The sequence below is a fragment of the Saccharopolyspora sp. NPDC000359 genome, assembly GCF_040300525.1.
Classification (GTDB): domain Bacteria; phylum Actinomycetota; class Actinomycetes; order Mycobacteriales; family Pseudonocardiaceae; genus Saccharopolyspora.
Genome location: NZ_JBEPDU010000003.1, coordinates 57,111 through 74,904, shown reverse-complemented (window position 1 = coordinate 74,904; position 17,794 = coordinate 57,111). Strand labels below are relative to the sequence as shown.

At 69.5% G+C, this 17,794-nt stretch carries 13 protein-coding genes, 2 tRNA genes and 1 pseudogene; 5 read left to right on the top strand and 11 right to left on the bottom strand.

Annotated features, from left to right (window positions below; genetic code table 11):
• Window positions 1-73 precede the first annotated feature (73 nt).
• A complete protein-coding gene (locus ABT324_RS03430; RefSeq protein ID WP_351170904.1) occupies window positions 74-1,018 on the top strand; it encodes an NAD-dependent epimerase/dehydratase family protein in 945 nt (314 codons plus the stop codon).
• Between the two features lie 562 nt (window positions 1,019-1,580).
• On the opposite strand, the gene ABT324_RS03425 is transcribed toward ABT324_RS03430, so the two are convergent.
• The 11 genes and pseudogenes from ABT324_RS03425 to dnaA all read right to left on the bottom strand — a co-directional run bounded on the left by ABT324_RS03425 (window position 1,581) and on the right by dnaA (window position 15,295).
• Window positions 1,581-1,653: transfer RNA gene (locus tag ABT324_RS03425), tRNA-Ala, on the bottom strand.
• Between the two features lie 105 nt (window positions 1,654-1,758).
• Window positions 1,759-1,866, bottom strand: a pseudogene (locus ABT324_RS03420) (DLW-39 family protein); the annotation flags it as partial.
• Window positions 1,867-1,932: 66 nt separating this feature from the next.
• Window positions 1,933-2,006, bottom strand: a tRNA-Ile gene (locus tag ABT324_RS03415).
• A gap of 116 nt (window positions 2,007-2,122) precedes the next feature.
• A complete protein-coding gene (locus ABT324_RS03410; RefSeq protein WP_351170901.1) occupies window positions 2,123-2,902 on the bottom strand; it encodes a DUF3566 domain-containing protein in 780 nt (259 codons plus the stop codon).
• Between the two features lie 52 nt (window positions 2,903-2,954).
• A complete protein-coding gene (gene gyrA / locus ABT324_RS03405; RefSeq protein WP_351170898.1) occupies window positions 2,955-5,450 on the bottom strand; it encodes a DNA gyrase subunit A in 2,496 nt (831 codons plus the stop codon).
• Between the two features lie 51 nt (window positions 5,451-5,501).
• Complete coding sequence (gyrB, locus tag ABT324_RS03400) at window positions 5,502-7,475, bottom strand: DNA topoisomerase (ATP-hydrolyzing) subunit B (protein WP_351170895.1); 1,974 nt, start codon at window positions 7,473-7,475, stop codon at window positions 5,502-5,504.
• A 354-nt stretch (window positions 7,476-7,829) separates the two neighbouring features.
• Complete coding sequence (locus tag ABT324_RS03395) at window positions 7,830-8,375, bottom strand: DciA family protein (protein WP_351170892.1); 546 nt, start codon at window positions 8,373-8,375, stop codon at window positions 7,830-7,832.
• Between the two features lie 82 nt (window positions 8,376-8,457).
• Window positions 8,458-9,633 carry a DNA replication/repair protein RecF gene (recF, locus tag ABT324_RS03390; RefSeq protein ID WP_351170889.1) on the bottom strand — a complete coding sequence of 392 codons (1,176 nt, stop codon included), beginning with the start codon at window positions 9,631-9,633 and terminating at the stop codon, window positions 8,458-8,460.
• A gap of 198 nt (window positions 9,634-9,831) precedes the next feature.
• Window positions 9,832-10,779 (bottom strand): phosphogluconate dehydrogenase (NAD(+)-dependent, decarboxylating), encoded by a 948-nt coding sequence (gene gnd, locus ABT324_RS03385; protein ID WP_351170886.1) that lies wholly within the window; start codon window positions 10,777-10,779, stop codon window positions 9,832-9,834.
• A gap of 237 nt (window positions 10,780-11,016) precedes the next feature.
• Window positions 11,017-12,141, bottom strand: a complete 1,125-nt coding sequence (gene dnaN / locus ABT324_RS03380) for a DNA polymerase III subunit beta (protein ID WP_351170883.1) — start codon at window positions 12,139-12,141, stop codon at window positions 11,017-11,019.
• Window positions 12,142-13,546: 1,405 nt separating this feature from the next.
• A complete protein-coding gene (gene dnaA / locus ABT324_RS03375) occupies window positions 13,547-15,295 on the bottom strand; it encodes a chromosomal replication initiator protein DnaA (protein WP_351170880.1) in 1,749 nt (582 codons plus the stop codon).
• 609 nt (window positions 15,296-15,904) lie between these two features.
• Here dnaA and rpmH point away from each other — a divergent pair.
• From rpmH to yidC, 4 genes are read left to right on the top strand one after another with little or no spacing between them, the layout of a single operon-like run.
• Window positions 15,905-16,048 carry a 50S ribosomal protein L34 gene (gene rpmH, locus ABT324_RS03370; protein WP_093150693.1) on the top strand — a complete coding sequence of 48 codons (144 nt, stop codon included), beginning with the start codon at window positions 15,905-15,907 and terminating at the stop codon, window positions 16,046-16,048.
• Between the two features lie 12 nt (window positions 16,049-16,060).
• Window positions 16,061-16,504 (top strand): ribonuclease P protein component, encoded by a 444-nt coding sequence (gene rnpA, locus ABT324_RS03365; protein WP_351170877.1) that lies wholly within the window; start codon window positions 16,061-16,063, stop codon window positions 16,502-16,504.
• Window positions 16,504-16,830 (top strand): membrane protein insertion efficiency factor YidD, encoded by a 327-nt coding sequence (gene yidD, locus ABT324_RS03360; protein WP_351170874.1) that lies wholly within the window; start codon window positions 16,504-16,506, stop codon window positions 16,828-16,830. Before rnpA ends, yidD begins: the two co-directional genes overlap by 1 nt.
• A 5-nt stretch (window positions 16,831-16,835) precedes the next feature.
• Entirely contained in the window at window positions 16,836-17,777 is a 942-nt protein-coding gene (gene yidC, locus ABT324_RS03355; protein WP_351170871.1) for a membrane protein insertase YidC, read from the top strand.
• Window positions 17,778-17,794 lie beyond the last annotated feature (17 nt).

Below are 17,794 nucleotides of genomic sequence, written 5' to 3'. Positions count from 1 at the left end.
CAACACCCGCGGCACGGGAGCGCCTCGTGCTGCCCACGAAAGTGAATGACCAGTCATTCACGAAGGAGGAACGATGTCCCCAGCCCTGCACGTCGTGCTCGGCGCCGGGCCCGCCGGAACAACAACGGTGGACGAACTGCTCAGCCGCGGCCTCCGCGTCCGCCACGTCAACCGCGGCCCGATCAAGAACGCCCTCACCGGCGTCGAAGTGGTCCAGGCCGACGTCTCCGACCCCGACCAGGCGAGAGCGGCCACCCAAGGTGCCGCAGCGATCTACCACGCGGTCAACGTCCCGTACCACCAGCAAGTCGACCTGATGCCCGGCATCGCTGGCAGCATCCTCGCGGCGGCAACCCACCACGGAGCCCGCCTGGTCGTCCTCGACACCCTCTACCCCTACGGCGAAGCGGACGGGGAAGCGATCACCGAGAACACCCCCTGGGCAGCAACAAGCCGCAAGGGCCGGATGCGCGCAGCCCTGGACCAGACCTACCTGGACGCCCACCGGGCAGGCGAGGCAGAGGTCGTCCTGGGCCGTTCAGCGGACTTCTACGGCCCCAGGGTCCTGCTCTCCACCCTCGGCGCCACCTTCTTCCCGGCAGCCCTCGCGGGTGAGCCGGTCCTGGCCTTCGGCGACATCGACCTCCCCCACAGCTACACCTACCTCCCCGACGTGGCCCAGGCGCTGGTCGACCTCGGCACGGCCGCCCCCGATGCGACCGGGCGGGTCTGGCACCTGCCGACAGCCCCGGCCATCACCACGAAGCAGGTCCACGACCTGGTCGAACGCCTCACGGGCAGGCCCCTCACCAGGCAGGTCCTCGAAGGCCCCACCCCCACCGGGCCCTTCGACGCCCAGTTCATGGCCGAGTACGCGGAACTCTTCTACCAGCACGAGATCCCGCAGAACATGATCTCCACCGCCTTCGAGGAGCGCTTCGACCGCAGCCCAACCCCACTCGAAGAAGGCATCAAGAACACCCTCGACTGGTACCGGGCCCACCCGCTGAACTTCTGACCGGCTGCGGAGGAGTCCGCGAGTTACTGCTGGGCGGGCGGCGGACCCAGCACGGCGTCGACGGCTGGCAACGCCCGTTCGAGCGAGAGTCCGTTGATGACTGTGCACAGGAAGTGCGCTCGGCGGGCGTTGTCACCGTCCGGCCACGCACCCCTCGACGAGCACGGAAAACCAGTACACGATGCGCCGCTACCCGCACGCGCCATCGCGGTGTACGCCGGAGGGTGTCGCAACGAAGCAGTTCCAGCCAGCCTGGAAGAACCCCCGCCCTAACTGCGACCAGCTCCTGAACACCGCAGGCACTAACCCCGAACAACCAACAACAAAACCCACCCCCACCAAGCCCCCCACAAGACCGGACGGGACCGCCGAGCGGGACCACCGAGCGGAAAGTTCGAAGACCGCTGGTCCATGAGCAGCCCCAGAAGGCTCCCCACGCAAGGAGCAAACAAAAAAGAAACCCCCGCACCGCAGGGGGGCTTGGGGGGAGTCGCTCCCCCCAAAATGATGACGAGGAGTAAAGGCCAACGCATTCCGTTGGCACACTCCACCCAACTCCGAGTGGAGACGAGGGGAATCGAACCCCTAACCCCCGCCTTGCAAAGGCGGTGCTCTGCCAATTGAGCTACGTCCCCTGGACGTCGCCGCGCGACCGGATCGGTGGTGCTGGCGACGAGAACAGCCCGGCTCGGCGGACCGGACCGGGCTGGTTCAGGTGGTTCGCCGGGCGATCAGGCCTCGGCGGTCGCCTCACGCCAGAGGTCGGCCTCGGCCTTGGCAGCGCGGTTGCGCCGGACGACGAACAGCACGACTCCAGCAACTGCGGCGAGTGCGAGCAGCTTCTTCACTTCCGGTCGCCTCCTTGCACGCGGCGCGCGGCCCGTGACGTCTCGGGGTGTTGGCAGGGTTCCCAGTGGGCCTAGAAGGACTTGAACCTTCGACCTCTTCGTTATCAGCGAAGCGCTCTAACCGCCTGAGCTATAGGCCCTTGTTGTGGTTAAGAGACTACATGACGCCTGGAGGCCCTTCGAACGGGGGGTCGCCTAGCGCCCGCCGGGACGTGGCGATTCCGGCCCGGTGCACCGGAATCGCCACGTCAGCGGCTCATTCCCGCTCGGACAGGGTGACCTCGACGCCACCGGCGAAGTCGGCCGCCACGTTGTAGATGAACGCGGCCACCGTCGCCAGCGCGGTCACCAGCACGATGTTGATCGCGCCGATGATCGAGGCGACGCCGAACACCCGGGCGGCGCTGATCAGCGGCTCGGCCGCGGCGTCGTCCGGTTGGGTCAGCTCGCTGAAGGTGCCGTTGAGCTGGTCCCACACGCCCATGCCGTCGAGCACGCCGTAGAGCACCGCCACCGCGATCATCCAGACGAAGAACAGCGCCACGCTGAGCACCAGCGCGAGCTTCAGCACCGACCACGGGTCCAGCCGCTTGACCTGCAGGCTGGCCCGCCGCGGTCCCCGGCTGGGGCGGCGCGCCGACGGGGTCGACGCGGTGCGCCCCGGCCCCGCCGGACCAGTACCGGCCCCGGTGAACGACACCTGGGTCCGGGCGGACTGCGGCACCTTGGTGCGCACCGTCTCCTGGTCCGCGAACTGCTTGGGGATGGTCTGCGTGTCGTCGACCTCCGGCGCCTCCGGCGCCGCCGCGGCGGCTTCGGTGGCCTCCGCCCCGGCCGCCGACGCCGATGCGCGCTGCCACGGCGGAGGTGTCTCCGTGCCGTTCAGCTCCTCACCGCTGGCGCTGGCGGCCTCGGCGGCCGCCGCGTCGGCCCCGGTGTCCGACCCTGCGGTGCTGTCGACTGTCTGCGTGCTGACCGAAGCCTGGTCCGCGTCCTGCTGCGGGCCCGAGGACTCCGGCTTCTCGGAAGATGTCACGAGCGATCCTTCGGTGATCGTCGGCGGTGTGCGGCGTGGTCTCCCACAGGTTTTACTTCTGCTGCTCCGGCCCCGCAGCGTCCGGGTCGGCGGCCTCGTCGGCGTTGCGCGCGATGGCCACCAGCGCGGACCCCTCGTCGAGGTTCATCAGACGAACCCCCTTCGTCTGCCTGCCGGCCTTGCGGACCTCCTTGGCGGTGGTCCGGATGACCCCACCGCTCGAGGTGATCGCGTAGAGCTCGTCGTCGATCTCGACGATGAGCGCCCCCACAAGCCTGCCACGCTTGTTGTCGTACTGGAGAGTCAGCACACCCTTCCCGCCACGACCCTGCACCGGGTAGTCGTCGATCGGGGTGCGCTTGGCGTAGCCGCCGTCGGTGGCCACCAGCACGTACCGGTTCTCCCGCACCACGCCCATGGCCAGCAGCTCGTCGCCCTCGTTGAACCGCATGCCCAGCACGCCCGAGGTGGCGCGACCCATCGGCCGCAGCGCCTCGTCGGTGGCGTGGAACCGGATCGACTGCCCCTCGGCCGAGACCAGCAGCAGGTCGTCGTCGGCGGAGCAGAGCACCGCGCCGACCAGCTCGTCGTCCTCCTTCAGGTTGACGCCGATGAGACCACCCGATCGGTTGGAATCGAAGTCGGTCAACCGGGACTTCTTGACCAACCCCTTCTTGGTGGCCAGCACCAGGTACGGGGCGGCGGTGTAGTCCTTGATCTGCATGACCTGGGCGATCTGCTCGTCCGGCTGGAACGCCAACAGGTTCGCCACGTGCTGGCCGCGCGCGGTGCGGTTGGCCTCCGGCAGCTCGTAGGCCTTCGCGCGGTAGACCCGGCCCTTGTTGGTGAAGAACAGGATCCAGTCGTGGGTCGAGCAGACGAAGAAGTGCGACACGATGTCGTCCTGCTTCAGCTGCGCGCCCTGCACGCCCTTGCCGCCGCGCTTCTGCGCCCGGTACAGGTCGGTGCGAGTCCGCTTGGCGTAGCCGGTGCGGGTGATGGTGACGACGACGTCCTCTTCGGCGATGAGGTCCTCCATGGAGACCTCGCCCTCGAACGGGACGATCTTGGTGCGGCGGTCGTCGCCGTACTTGTCGACGATCTCCATCAGCTCGTCGCGGATGATCTGCCGCTGCCGCTCCGGCTTGGCGAGAATGTCCTTGAGGTCCTCGATCTCGCGCTCGATCTCGGCCAGCTGGTCGACGATCTTCTGCCGCTCCAGGGCGGCCAGGCGGCGCAGCTGCATCTCCAGGATCGCGTTGGCCTGGATCTCGTCCACGTCGAGCAGCTCGATCAGGCCGGTGCGCGCGTCGTCCACCGTGGGCGAGCGCCGGATCAGGGCGATGACCTCGTCCAGCATGTCCAGCGCCTTGACCAGGCCGCGCAGGATGTGGGCGCGCTCCTCGGCCTTCTTCAGCCGGAACTTGGTGCGCCGGACGATGACCTCGACCTGGTGCTTGACGTAGTACCGGATGACCTGGTCCAGGCGCAGCGTGCGCGGCACGCCGTCGACCAGGGCCAGCATGTTGACGCCGAAGGTGGTCTGCAGCTGGGTGTGCTTGTAGAGGTTGTTCAGCACGACCTTCGGGATCGCGTCGCGCTTGAGCGTCACGACGATCCGCATGCCGCGGCGGCTGTTGGACTCGTCGGCGATGTCCGAGACGCCGGTGATCTTGCCTTCCCGGTGCATCGAGGCGATGTTCTCGATGAGGTTGTCCGGGTTGACCTGGTAGGGCAGCTCGGTGACGACCAGCGTGGTGCGCCCCTTGCTGTCCTCCTCCACGTTGACGACGGCCCGCATCTTGATGGAGCCGCGGCCGGTGCGGTAGGCGTCGGCGATCGCGTTGGTGCCGAGGATCAGGCCGTGGGTCGGGAAGTCCGGGCCCTTGATCCGCTCCATCAGCGCGTCGAGCAGCTGGTCGTCGTCGGCGTCCGGGTTCTCCAGCGCCCAGACGACGCCGCTGGCGACCTCGCGCAGGTTGTGTGGCGGGATGTTGGTCGCCATCCCGACCGCGATGCCGCCACCGCCGTTGACCAGCAGGTTCGGGAACCTCGCCGGGAGCACGTCGGGTTCCTGGGTGCGCCCGTCGTAGTTGTCCGAGAAGTCGACGGTGTCCTCTTCGATGTCGGCGAGCATGTGCATCGCCAACGGGGCCAGCCGCGACTCGGTGTACCGCATGGCGGCGGCCGGGTCGTTGCCGGGCGAGCCGAAGTTGCCCTGGCCGTCGATCAGCGGGTGGCGCATCGACCACGGCTGGGCCAGCCGGACCAGCGTGTCGTAGATCGCCGAGTCGCCGTGCGGGTGGTAGTTGCCCATCACGTCGCCGACGACGCGGGAGCACTTCACGTACCCGCGGTCCGGGCGGAAGCCCGAGTCGTACATCGCGTACAGCACGCGCCGGTGCACCGGCTTGAGCCCGTCGCGCACGTCCGGCAGGGCGCGCGCGACGATGACGCTCATCGCGTAGTTGATGTAGGAGTTCTGCATCTCCTGCTGGAGTTCAACCGGTTCGATCCGGCCGTGTTCCGGCGGCAGGATTTCCGTCATGCTCGTCCCTTGCTACTCGAAAGAGTTCGTTGGTGGGCCTGCGCGGCGGCGTCAGACGTCGAGGAAGCCGGCGTCCTTGGCGTTGCGGGTGATGAACGAGCGCCGGGCCTCGACGTCCTCGCCCATCAGCACGCTGAACAGCTCGTCCGCGGTGGCCGCGTCGTCCAGCGAGACCTGCAGCAGCAGCCGGGTCTCCGGGTTCATCGTGGTTTCCCACAGCTCGTCGGCGTTCATCTCGCCGAGGCCCTTGTAGCGCTGGATGCCGTCGTCCTTCGGCAGCTTGCGACCGGCGGCGGCGCCCGCCTCCAGCAGCGCGTCGCGCTCGCGGTCGCTGTAGGCGTACTCCGGTTCCGAACGCGGCCACTTGATCTTGTACAGCGGCGGCTGTGCGAGGAACACGTGGCCGTTCTCGATCAGCGGGCGCATGAAGCGGAACAGCAGGGTGAGCAGCAGGGTCCGGATGTGCTGGCCGTCGACGTCGGCGTCGGCCATCAGCACGATCTTGTGGTACCGCAGCTTGGACAGGTCGAACTCGTCGTGGATGCCGGTGCCCAGCGCGGTGATGATCGCCTGGACCTCGTTGTTCTTGAGGACCTTGTCGATCCGCGACTTCTCCACGTTGATGATCTTGCCGCGCAGCGGCAGGATCGCCTGGAACCGCGACTCGCGGCCTTCCTTCGCCGAGCCACCCGCGGAGTCGCCCTCCACGATGTAGAGCTCGCACTCCTCCGGGCTGTTGGACTGGCAGTCCTTCAGCTTGCCCGGCAGGCCGCCGATGTCCATCGCGCTCTTGCGGCGCACCAGCTCCTTGGCCTTGCGCGCGGCCATCCGCGCCTGCGCCGAGGAGACCGCCTTGTTGACGATCACCTTGGCCTCGGTCGGGTTGCGCTCGAACCAGTCGGTCAGCCACTCGAAGGCGGTGGTCTGCACGAACGACTTGACCTCGGTGTTGCCCAGCTTGGTCTTGGTCTGGCCCTCGAACTGCGGCTCGCGGACCTTCACCGAGACGATCGCGGCCAGCCCTTCCCGGATGTCGTCACCGGTGAGGTTGCCGTCCTTGTCCTTTATAAGCTTCTTGTCCCGCGCGTAGGCGTTGACCACGCGGGTCAGCGCGGACCGGAAACCCTCCTCGTGGGTGCCGCCCTCGTGGGTGTTGATGGTGTTCGCGAAGGTGTAGACCGACTGGTTGTAGCCGGAGTTCCACTGCATCGCGATCTCCAGCTCCTGCCCGTCGCCGGACGCGCTGAAGGCCACCACCTTCTTGTGGATGGGCTCCTTGGTGGCGTTGATGTGCCGGACGAAGTCCTCCAGACCGCCCGGGTAGTGGAAGGTGCGCTCCTTGACGCGGGCGGCGGTGCCGCTGGCGTCCTCCCCGGCCTGGTCCTCGTCGGAGACCCGCTCGTCGCGCAGGATCATGGTCAGGCCCTTGTTCAGGAAGGCCATCTCCTGCAGGCGGCGGGCGATCGTCTCGGCGTTGTACCGGGTGGTCTCGAAGATCGTCGGGTCGGCCCAGAAGGTGATGCTGGTGCCGGACTTGTCGGTCTTCTCCCCGCGCTGGACCTCGGTGACGGGTTTGGAGTCCTCGTAACGCTGCCGCCACACGTGCCCGCCGCTGTGGATCTCGGCCTCCAGCGCGGTGGACAGCGCGTTGACCACCGAGACGCCCACGCCGTGCAGACCACCGGAGACCGCGTACGCGTCGCTGTCGAACTTGCCGCCCGCGTGCAGCACGGTGAGCACGACCTCGAGGGTCGGCTTCTTCTCCACCGGGTGCATTTCCACCGGGATGCCTCGGCCGTCGTCGATCACGCGCACGCCGCCGTCGGCGAGCAGGGTCACCTCGACGGTGGTCGCGTACCCGGCCATCGCCTCGTCGACCGAGTTGTCCACGACCTCCTGCACCAGGTGGTGCAGGCCGCGCTCACCGGTCGAACCGATGTACATGCCCGGACGCTTGCGGACGGCCTCAAGGCCCTCAAGAACGGTGATGGATGAAGCGTTGTAATCGCTCTTCTTCGGTGCCACGGGCCTCGATTTCTCCTTGAGCCGACTGTGGTGCTGTCAGGGTGATCGGTCGATGCCGGTTCGAACGCGCCCCGTCCCGCACCGCTGACCACTTCGGGGCGACTCTCGTCTGCTGGCGCCGCTGCCGGCCCTCGGCCGGTGCCGCGCACCACGCCGATGCGCTTCCTGGCGTGCGCCTCGGCCACACCCGGTTTGATTCTACTGGTCTCCCCGGACAGAAGTGGGGCAAGGACACCCCTGACTTGCTCACAGAGCGAAGAACTCGAATCGACCCACCATCCGAGAGCCGCGAAACAGGACCGGGGGATCTCGGCGGCGATCGGCCGCCCGTCCGGCAGCCCCGGCGCGGACGGCCTAGCCGTAGGTGTCGCGCGGGCCGCGCCCCGAGATGTGCCGGGGGCCGTGCCGCCAGCTCGGGGCCGCCGGACCCTGCACCTTGATGCGGCGGACCACGTCGCGACCGACGCCGTCGCTGATCCGCTTGAGGATCTGCCGCTGCAGCAGCCGCAGCTGGGTGGCCCAGGCGGTGGACTGCGCCTGGACGGTGAGCTCACCGTCCTTGAGCGCGACCGGCTTGGTGTGCTCGGCGACGTCGGCGCCGACCAGCGCGGGCCATTTGGCGAACACCTGGCCGCCGGAGAGGTGCTCGGTCCAGCCCCGCTCCGCGGCGATGCGGGCCGCCAGCCGCCCGAGCGGCTGCGGGTCCCTGTCGTCCGGACCTGGCCCCGACCAGCCACGACGGCGGCGGGTGCGGACCTTGCCGCCCGTCTTCCCGCCGGTCCGGCGGCGGGCGGCGGTCTGTTCGCGGGCGGCCTGCAGGGCGGCTCGGGCCAGGTCCGGGCCGCTCAGCGCGGCGCCGTCGGACCCAACCGGTGGCGCCGGGTTATCCACACCATCCACAGAGTTATCCCCAGCTGTGGGTAGATCCGTGGACCGAGTGACCCCGTTCGTCACGCTCGGTGAACCTGACGGCTGCGTGCGGTCACGGGACACTTCGCACCTCGCCTTCGCGAACGTCGAAACGCGCACCGGTGAGCTCCGGTGGCACGTCCTCGGCCACCGCCGCGGTCACCAGCACCTGCTCGGCCCCGGCGACCAGTTCGGCCAGCCGGGCCCGGCGGCGCCGGTCCAGCTCGGCGAAGACGTCGTCCAGGATCAACACCGGCTCCGCGCCATCCTCGGTGAGCAGGTGATAGGAAGCCAGCCGCAACGCCAGCACGAAGGACCACGATTCGCCGTGGCTGGCGTATCCCTTGGCGGGCAGGTCGCCGAGCAGCAGTTCCAGGTCGTCGCGGTGCGGTCCGACCAGCGAGACGCCGCGCTCGATCTCCTGCGGCCGGACCCGCTCCAGCTCGGCGAGCAGCGCCGCTTCCAGCTGGTCGACGTCGGCCGCCTTGCCCATCGGCTCGCCGAAGCCCTCGGGCAGCGAGGCGCCGAGGCTGCTGCGGTAGCGCAGGTCGGCCACCCGCCCGGACGGCGCGCTGGCCTCGTCGGTCGCGGCGACGCTGGCATAAGAGCTGGTCACATGGGGTGCGATCGCGGCGACGAGGTCGAGCCGACCGGCCAGCAGCTCCGCGCCGAAGCGGGCCAGGTGCCCGTCCCAGACCTCCAACGTCCGCAGGTCCGCCTTGCCACCGCCGCGCCGCGCAGCACCGGCGGACTTCAGCAGCGCGCTCCGCTGCTTGAGCACCCGCTCGTAGTCGGAGCGCACGCCCGCGTACCGGGGTGAGCGCGCGACCAGCAGCTCGTCGAGGAAGCGGCGGCGTTCGCCCGGGTCACCGCGGACGATCGCCAGGTCCTCCGGCGCGAACAGCACGGTGCGCAGGATGCCCAGCACGTCGCGCGGCTTGCCTGCCGCCCCGCGGTTGATCCGCGCCCGGTTGGCCTTGCCCGGCGTGATCTCCAGCTCGACCAGCAGCTCACGACCGCCGTTGACCACGGCGGCCCGCACCACCGCGCGCGGCGCACCGTCGCGGACCAGCGGCGCGTCGCTGGCGACGCGGTGCGAGCCGAGCGTGGCGACGTAGCCGATCGCCTCGACCAGGTTCGTCTTGCCCTGCCCGTTCGACCCGACGAGCACGGTGGTCCCGGGCTCCAGCGCGAGGTCGGCGTGCGGCCAGGACCGGAAGTCGGTCACCTGCAAATGGCGGACGTACACGACGATCCAACTTAGTGGTCGGCCGATCCGCCCCGAGAGCGCTTCGCGTTCTCCGGTGGACCGGTGGTGGGACGAGTGGGTTCGGCACTGCCGAGCGGCAGTGCCGAACCACTCACCAACAACCGGCGATTTGTCGACAAATCGCTTTAACGACGCCTGCGGCGGGAACGCCACCCCGCAACGAGGTCGGGGCTCGGTTCAGTCCGCGTTCTTCTGGACCGCGTGGCCGCCGAACTGGTTCCGGAGGGCCGCGACCGCCTTCATGGCTGGCGAGTCCTCCTGGCGGGAGGCGAAGCGGGCGAACAGGGAGGCGGTGATCACCGGGGTCGGAACCGCGTTGTTGATCGACTCCTCGACCGTCCAGCGGCCCTCGCCGGAGTCGTTGACGTAGCCGCGCAGCTCGTTCAGCTCCGGGTCCTCCTCCAGCGCCCGGACCAGCAGGTCCAGCAGCCAGGAGCGGACCACGGTGCCCCGGCTCCACGCCTTGACCGTCTCCGGCACGTTGGTGACCACGTCCGAGGCGGACAACAGCTCGAAGCCCTCGGCGTAGGCCTGCATCAGGCCGTACTCGATGCCGTTGTGCACCATCTTCGCGTAGTGCCCGGCACCGACCGGACCGGCGTGCGCGAAGCCCTCGTCGCGCGGCCCCTCCGGGCGCAGCGCGTCGAAGATCGGCATGGCGCGCTCGATGTCCTCGGCGTCGCCACCGGCCATCAGGCCGTAGCCGTTCTTCGCGCCCCACACGCCACCGGAGACGCCGACGTCGACGTACTTGATCCCGCTCTCGGCGAGCAGCGCTGCGTTGGCCTGGTCGTCGGTGAACTTCGAGTTGCCGCCCTCGATCACCAGGTCACCGGCGGAGAGCTGCCCGGCCAGCTCCTCGACGGTCTGCCGGGTCGGGTCGCCGTGCGGCACCATGATCCACACGGTCCGCGGGCCGGTCAGCTTCCGCACCAGCTCCGCGATCGAGGCGACATCGCTGACGTCCGGGTTGCGGTCGTAACCGACGACGTCGTGACCAGCGGCGCGCAGCCGCTCACGCATGTTGAAACCCATTCGGCCGAGACCGACAAGTCCGAGTTGCACCGGATCTCCTCTGCGAGCTGTGTTGCTGCTGGGTTGGTCGGCGCGCGAGGTGGACCGCACCAGCTGAATCGATCTGACCGGAGCCTAACCACCGGCAGCCGCGCCCCCGGTCGGGCCGGGCCCCGGGTGTGACCCAGCCCCGGCTTCGATTCTGCTTTCCGGAACCGCGCACGCCACTTGCACCGCCGCGGCTCCTCAGCCGTCGCCTGGCGAGAACAGCCCGGTCAGGGGTCCAGACGGCGCCTGAGGTTCCGCTACCGGCACCGCTGCGCGAGCCGCGCAGCCGTGGGAAGTGGATCAGCCCGGCAGGCGGACCGGCATCAACAGGTACAGGTAGCCCTCCGCCACGTTGCCATCCTCGTCGACCGGCTTGATGAGCGCCGGGCGGTTGGCGGTGGTGAACTGCAGCTGGGCGCGGTCGCTCTTCATCGCACCGAGGCCGTCGAGCAGGTAGGCCGGGTTGAACGCGATGGTCAGCGGCTCGCCGGTGAGCTCCACCGCGAGCTCCTCCTCCGCGCTGCCCTCGTCGTCGCCACCAGCGGTCAGCCGCAGCACGCGGTCGGAGAACTCCAGGCGCACCTGGGTGCCGCGCTCGGCGACCAGCGAGACGCGCTTGATCGCCTCGACCAGCGGGCCGACGTCGACGTTGGCCGTGACCGCGCTCTCCGCGGGCAGCAGCTGGCGGTACTTCGGGAACTCCGCGTCCAGCAGCCGGGTGGTGTTGCGGCGCGCGGTGCCGGACAGGCCGAGCAGGCCGTCTCCGGAGGCCAGCGAGATCTCGACCTTGCTCGCCCCGGCGCCGAGGGTCTTGGCCGAGTCGGCGAGCGTCTTGGCCGGGACCAGCACCGAGGTGTCGCCGATCGTGGTGCCCGGCTCCCAGGTGATCTCGCGCATCGCCAGCCGGAACCGGTCGGTGGCGACCATGGTCAGCTTGTCGGCGTTGATCTCCATCCGGATGCCGGTGAGCATCGGCAGCGTGTCGTCCTTGCCCGCCGCGATCGCGACCTGGCCGACGGCCTCGCCGAAGAGGTCGGTGGGCACCGAGCCGACGTGCTCGGGCATCGCGGGCAGCTCGGGGTAGTCCTCGACCGGCATGGTCGGCAGGCTGAACTTGGAGCTGCCGCAGGTGATGGTGACGCGCGAGCCGTCGACGGTGAGCTCCACCGGGCGGGCGGGCAGCGCCTTGGTGATGTCGGCGAGCAGCCGACCGGAGACCAGCGTCTTGCCGCTGGCGTCGATCGAGGCGTCGATGGTGACCTGTGCGGAGACCTCGTAGTCGAAGCCGGAGATGGTCAGCGCCTCTCCGGAACTCGCATCGAGCAGCACCCCGCCCAGCACCGGAACCGGTGGCCGCGACGGAAGGCTGCGCGCGACCCAAGCGACGGCGTCGGCGAGACCGTCACGTTCCACGCGGATCTTCATGGGTGTCCTTTCGGTTTCAGCCGTGAGCCGGCTGCCGAGAACTGCGTCCGAGCTCCAAGGCTCTTGCCGTGTCGTGGTGCTCCGGCCCGCAGGGGGTGGAGCGGTCCCCGCACGGACGCCCCGAGGCACCGACCGGCCCGAGCACCAGGACTGCGGCGCGAAGTTCGTCGGGGCTGCCTCCGCGGGAGTTCCACCGTAGAGCGTGCGCCGCGATCTCCGCATCCGGGTCCGAGCAGTTCTCCGGTCCGCTCCGGGCCGCCGAGCGGAGTTGTCCACTTATCCACCGGCCCTTACTCCTGTTCTCTTTTTTCTTTCAAGAGAAGAAATGACCGCAGTAGTAGTAAGGCCTGTGAGTTGTGGGGACAAGTGCCGTTTGGGCTGGTCGGGTGGCGTGGTCAGGTGTGGATGAGCACGGGATGTAACCGGGGACTACGACAACCGGGTGGTGGACAACTTCGACCCTCCCCGAATCCATCCACAGCTGTCCCCAGTTGTCCACAGCTCCATCCACAGTTGGACCCCCCGGTTGTACCCAGCCCCTGTGGTTTTCGGCAGTTCCACCGGTCAGGTTGTGGGCAAACCTGTGGGAGACCTGTGGTCAACCGCCGTCCGGGTTGTGGGCAGACCGCCACCACCTGTGCACAGCTTGTGGATGGTCTGGGGAAAACTCCAGGTCAACCCTGGGGATGGCGAAATTGTGGACAGCTCGCCCTCCGGCGGACTTTTTTGCCGCCCGGGTGAGGCGAAGGCCACCCCGCCTCCCAGAAAAGTTCGAGCCCGCGACGCCTCCCCTGTGCGCGCAGAGCGCTCGACCAACCCCGGAAAGTGGTCGTCCACGCCTGTTGTGACGCCCGAACCCCCGCGCCGGGTTGGCACCGAGGCCTCCGAAGCCGCCGTTCGGCGGCAGGTTTTTTCTGTTGGAGGGGGTGTGCCCGGTCGGTGGGGCCCAGCAGAAAGATGTGCGCGACCACGGGGCGGGTCCCACCTCGCGACCGCAGCCGCCCCGGCGGGTACCTGGGGTCCGCCGCACCCGCGCGGAACCTTTCTGCTGGAGCAGGTGCGTCACGCGGGGGTGGTCGGGCAGAAAGGTTCCGCGCGGAGCCCAGGAGTCATCGCACCAGGCGGCCGGAGAGCGCCCGGCAGCGGCCGACCGCTGGTCCGGACGTGGTCGACCACTGCGCGTCGGGTTGCCGGACGGGGCCGCAGCGGTCAGGAATCACTCACGCGCGCCGCCAGGGGCGCAGCAGGTGAGGAGAGGTGAACGAACTGCTCGCACCGGCGGGCCGGGCGAGCAGGTCTGGGGTGCGCCACCGTGAGCGCTCAGCTAGGGCCAGCGGCGCACCTCAGGTGTTGGGTGGTTCGAGGGGGATAAGCACGCGGAGCCCACCACGCGATCAGTCCGGACCTACCGGGACTGCTGCTTGATCCTGGCCGTGAGCTCCTGGACGTGCTCGTAGACGCGGCGCCGCTCGGCCATCTCCTTGCGGATCTTCTTGTCCGCGTACATCACCGTGGTGTGGTCGCGGCCGCCGAAGTACTGGCCGATCTTGGGCAGCGACGAGTCGGTCAGCTCCCGGCACAGGTACATCGCGATCTGCCGCGCCTGGGCCAGCGCCTTGGTCTTGCCCGGGCCGCAGAGGTCGTCGATGGTCACGCCGAAGTAGTCCGCGGTGACCGCCATGATCGTCGGCGGGGTGATCTCGGGGGTCTGCGAGTCCGGGATCAGGTCGCGCAGCACGATCTCGGCGAGCTGCAGGTCCACCGGCTGCCGGTTCAACGAGGCGAACGCGGTGACCCGGATCAGCGCGCCCTCCAGCTCGCGGATGTTGCGCTCGATGCGGGAGGCGATGAACTCCAGCACGTCGGCGGGCGCGTTCATCCGGTCCTGAGCGGCCTTCTTCCGCAGGATCGCGATCCGGGTCTCCAGCTCCGGCGGCTGGATGTCGGTGATCAACCCCCACTCGAAGCGGGTGCGCAGCCGGTCCTCCAGGGTGCGCAGGCCCTTCGGCGGCCGGTCCGAGGACACCACGATCTGCTTGTTCGAGTTGTGCAGCGTGTTGAAGGTGTGGAAGAACTCCTCCTGGGTGCCTTCCTTGCCCTCCAGGAACTGGATGTCGTCCACCAGCAGCACGTCGACGTCGCGGTACCGGCGCTGGAACGCGACCTGGCGGTCGTCGCGCAGCGAGTTGATGAAGTCGTTGGTGAACTCCTCGGTGGAGACGTAGCGCACCCGCATCCCGGGGAACAGGCGCTGCGTGTAGTGCCCCACCGCGTGCAGCAGGTGCGTCTTGCCGAGACCGGACTCGCCCCAGATGAACAGCGGGTTGTACGCGCGGGCGGGCGCCTCGGCGGCGGCCACCGCGGCGGCGTGCGCGAACCGGTTCGACGAGCCGATGACGAAGGTGTCGAAGGTGTACTTCGCGTTCAGCCTGGTCTGCGAGGTCGGCGAGGGGTTCTTCGGCGCGGTGAACGGCTGGCCCGGCTGGGGCTCGGCCATCGGCGGCCCGCCGCGGCCGAAGGTCGGCCAGTTCTCCCCGCTGGACTCCTCGGGCTCGGCCTCCTCGGCCTCCGGCTCGGGTTCCTCGGCGTCGCCGCCGGTCTCCAGCGGCTGCGGGGCCTCCCCGCCGGGCCACTTGAACTCCGCGGTCGGGAAGTCGATCTCCGGCTTCGATTCGGGTGCGGCGTGCCGCCCCTCCCCGCTGGGGATCGAGCCGGTGTGCGCGGTGTTGCCGAAGTTCTCCGGCGACCGGAAGCCCTCCCCGAAGTTCTCCGGCGCGCGCCCGAGACCGGTGGTGGCGAAGTAGGGCGTGGCGGGCTGCTCGCCCGGGGGCACCCGGCCGGACCACTGCTCGGTGGGGGCGGGTGCGGCGACCGGCCTGGTCGGCGCGGGGACCGCGGTGTCCACCTTCACCGCCAGCGACACGTCCCGGCCGAGGCGGCGGGACAGGGCGTCGGTGATGGGGTCGCGCAGCGCGCGCTCGATGGCTTCCTTGGCGAAGTCGCTCGGCGCGGCGAGCAGCGCAGTGCCGTCCAGCAGTCCGATCGGACGGGTCACGCGCATCCAGGCGCGTTGCTGCGGTGAGAGCGTGCCGGAGGACAGCTCCTGCACCACCTCGCCCCAAACGCGAACGAGATCGGCCTGGTGGTCGGACACCGCCTTGCTCCCCTCCCCTCGCTCGCGCAGCCCCCGATCGCGGTCCCGAGGACCGGGCTCCCACAGTGCTCGGGTGCGGCGATGTCACGGGACGGTGGGGCCGAACTCCGGGGATCAACTGTTCGCCGAAGATCTCCACAGAGTTGTCCACAACTTGTGTATGAAGGTACGGCAGGCCGCCGCGGTGGCGCCCCCTGGGGCCGTCGTACCGCTGCGATCGAGGTCAGAGCGCCCCGGCGACCGGTGCTCCCAGCCACCAGCCGCGCATCGCAGAGGGGCACGCTAACAAGGTCGCGCGGCGGTCACAAGCAAGTCCCGGCGGTGTCGGCAAGATCGGGATGTGGCAGCCTGGTCGCCGCGCCCGGGCGGTCGTCCGGCCTTATCCCGACCCCGGTAGTGCGTCCGTCGAGGCCACTGCGTACCCTCGTACAGTCCCCCGCTTTCCTGAGCGGGCATGTCGCTGCGCCGAGATCCCGGCGTCGTGCGCCGCTCGGTTCCGCCGATCATCGCACGGGTTGGCGACCGCGGCTCGGGAAGGAACAGGGACACCTTGACCGAACCGTGGTTCACCGTGGCCATCGGTGCCTGTAGTAACCGGGAGATCCGACCGTGAGCAAGGGCAAGCGCACTTTCCAGCCGAACAACCGCCGTCGTGCCAGGAAGCACGGCTTCCGGCTGCGCATGCGCACTCGCGCCGGCCGGGCCATCGTGGCCTCGCGCCGTCGCCAGGGCCGCGCGCGCCTGACTGCCTGATCGCGTCCGGCCGTGCTTCCCGCGGCAGCCCGGCTGACCAGGAGCCAGGAGTTCCGCCTGGTGGTCCGTCGTGGTCGCCGGTCCGGGCGTTCCCGCTTGGTCGTGCACGTGTTGCTCCCGGACCAGGCGCCGGAGCCCGGGCGGTACCGCGGCGAGGCCCCACCGGAAGCCGAGGCGAATACGGCACCCACCCGGAAATCGACCAGTTCGACCCGGGTGGGTTTTGTCGTGAGCAAGGCCGTGGGCACCGCGGTGGTCCGGCACCGGGTCACCCGCCGCCTGCGCCATCTGATGCGTGACCGCCTGGCGGCGCTGCCCGCTGGCACACTGGTGGTGGTCCGAGCCCTACCAGCGGCGGCCGATGCGTCCAGCCGCGAACTCGGCGCGGACCTGGACGCGGCCTTCCGGAAGCTCCGCGTCCTGTCCCCCGGTGGTCCGGCGACAGGTTCCAGGTGATGGCTCAGGACCAGCAGCACGAAGAACGGCTCCGCGCGCCCGCTCGGCGCCCGAGCCCGTTCGCCTGGGTGCTGCTCGGTCCGGTGCACGCCTACCGCAAGGTGATCTCCCCGCTGCTGCCGCCGATGTGCCGGTTCTACCCGAGCTGCAGCACCTACGCGGTCGAGGCGCTGACCACGCACGGCCTGTTCCGCGGCGGTTGGCTCACCCTGCGCAGACTGCTGCGCTGCGGTCCCTGGCACCCTGGGGGGATCGACCCGGTGCCGCCTGAGCGCGCCGCGGCGCGACCCCCTGCCCGAGCACCCGAGAAACCTGCCGAGGAGTAGCCCGCGTGCTGGACTTCATCTACTACCCGGTGTCAGCCATCCTGTGGTTCTGGCACAAGGTGTTCGGCTTCGTGCTCGACCCGGCCAGCGGGTACGCCTGGGCGCTGGCGGTCATCTTCCTCGTCTTCACACTGCGTGCGCTGCTGTTCAAGCCGTTCGTGCACCAGGTGCGGTCGATGAAGAAGATGCAGGAGTTCGCCCCGCAGATCCGCGAGCTGCAGGCCAAGTACGGCGACGACCGGCAGAAGCTCGCGGTGGAGATGCAGAAGCTGCAGGCCGAGCAGGGCTTCAACCCGCTCAGCGGCTGCCTGCCGGTGCTGGTGCAGGTGCCGGTGTTCTTCGGCCTGTTCCACGTGCTCAACGGGTTCAAGCCGGGGGCGCCGTCGAACTACATCTTCGACGCCGACGACGTGGCGTCCTTCGTCGCTGCGGACTTCTTCGGCGCGAAGCTGTCCAACAGCATCAGCCAGGCCCCCGACGTGCTCGCGGCCTTCGGCACCGACCGCTTCGAGATGATGCTGGTGGGCGTGCCGCTGATGATCGCCGCCGCGATCGCCACGCACTTCACCGCGCGCCACTCCGTGCAGCGCCAGACGGCGGACGCGGCGGCCCAGCCGCAGGCCGCCGTGATGAACCGGATGACGCTGTGGATCTTCCCGACGTTCGCGCTCATCGGCGGTCCGTTCCTGCCGCTGGCGATCCTGATCTACTGGCTGGCCAACAACTTCTGGACGCTGGCCCAGCAGCGGGTGGTGTACAGCCGGATCGACCGCGAGGAGGCAGCGCAGGCCAGCGCGCCCGCGGTCGTCGAGTCCACTGCCGTGGACACCACCCCGGCCCAGGAGCCCGACAGCGCCGCGGACGCGGCCAAGGACCAACCCGGTGAGATCCCCGGGGTGATCGAAGACCGTTCTCGCGACACGGACAAGCCGGGCGAGTCCCGGTGAGTGCGGCGCGAACCCTG

Bases quoted from the DNA above. Each gene is read 5' to 3' on its own strand.
- ABT324_RS03430 (WP_351170904.1), top strand. From the start codon at position 74: ATGTCCCCAGCCCTGCACGTCGTGCTCGGCGCCGGGCCCGCCGGAACA.
- gyrA (WP_351170898.1), bottom strand. From the start codon at position 5,450: ATGACGGAAATCCTGCCGCCGGAACACGGCCGGATCGAACCGGTTGAA.
- dnaN (WP_351170883.1), bottom strand. From the start codon at position 12,141: ATGAAGATCCGCGTGGAACGTGACGGTCTCGCCGACGCCGTCGCTTGG.
- yidD (WP_351170874.1), top strand. From the start codon at position 16,504: ATGGCTCAGGACCAGCAGCACGAAGAACGGCTCCGCGCGCCCGCTCGG.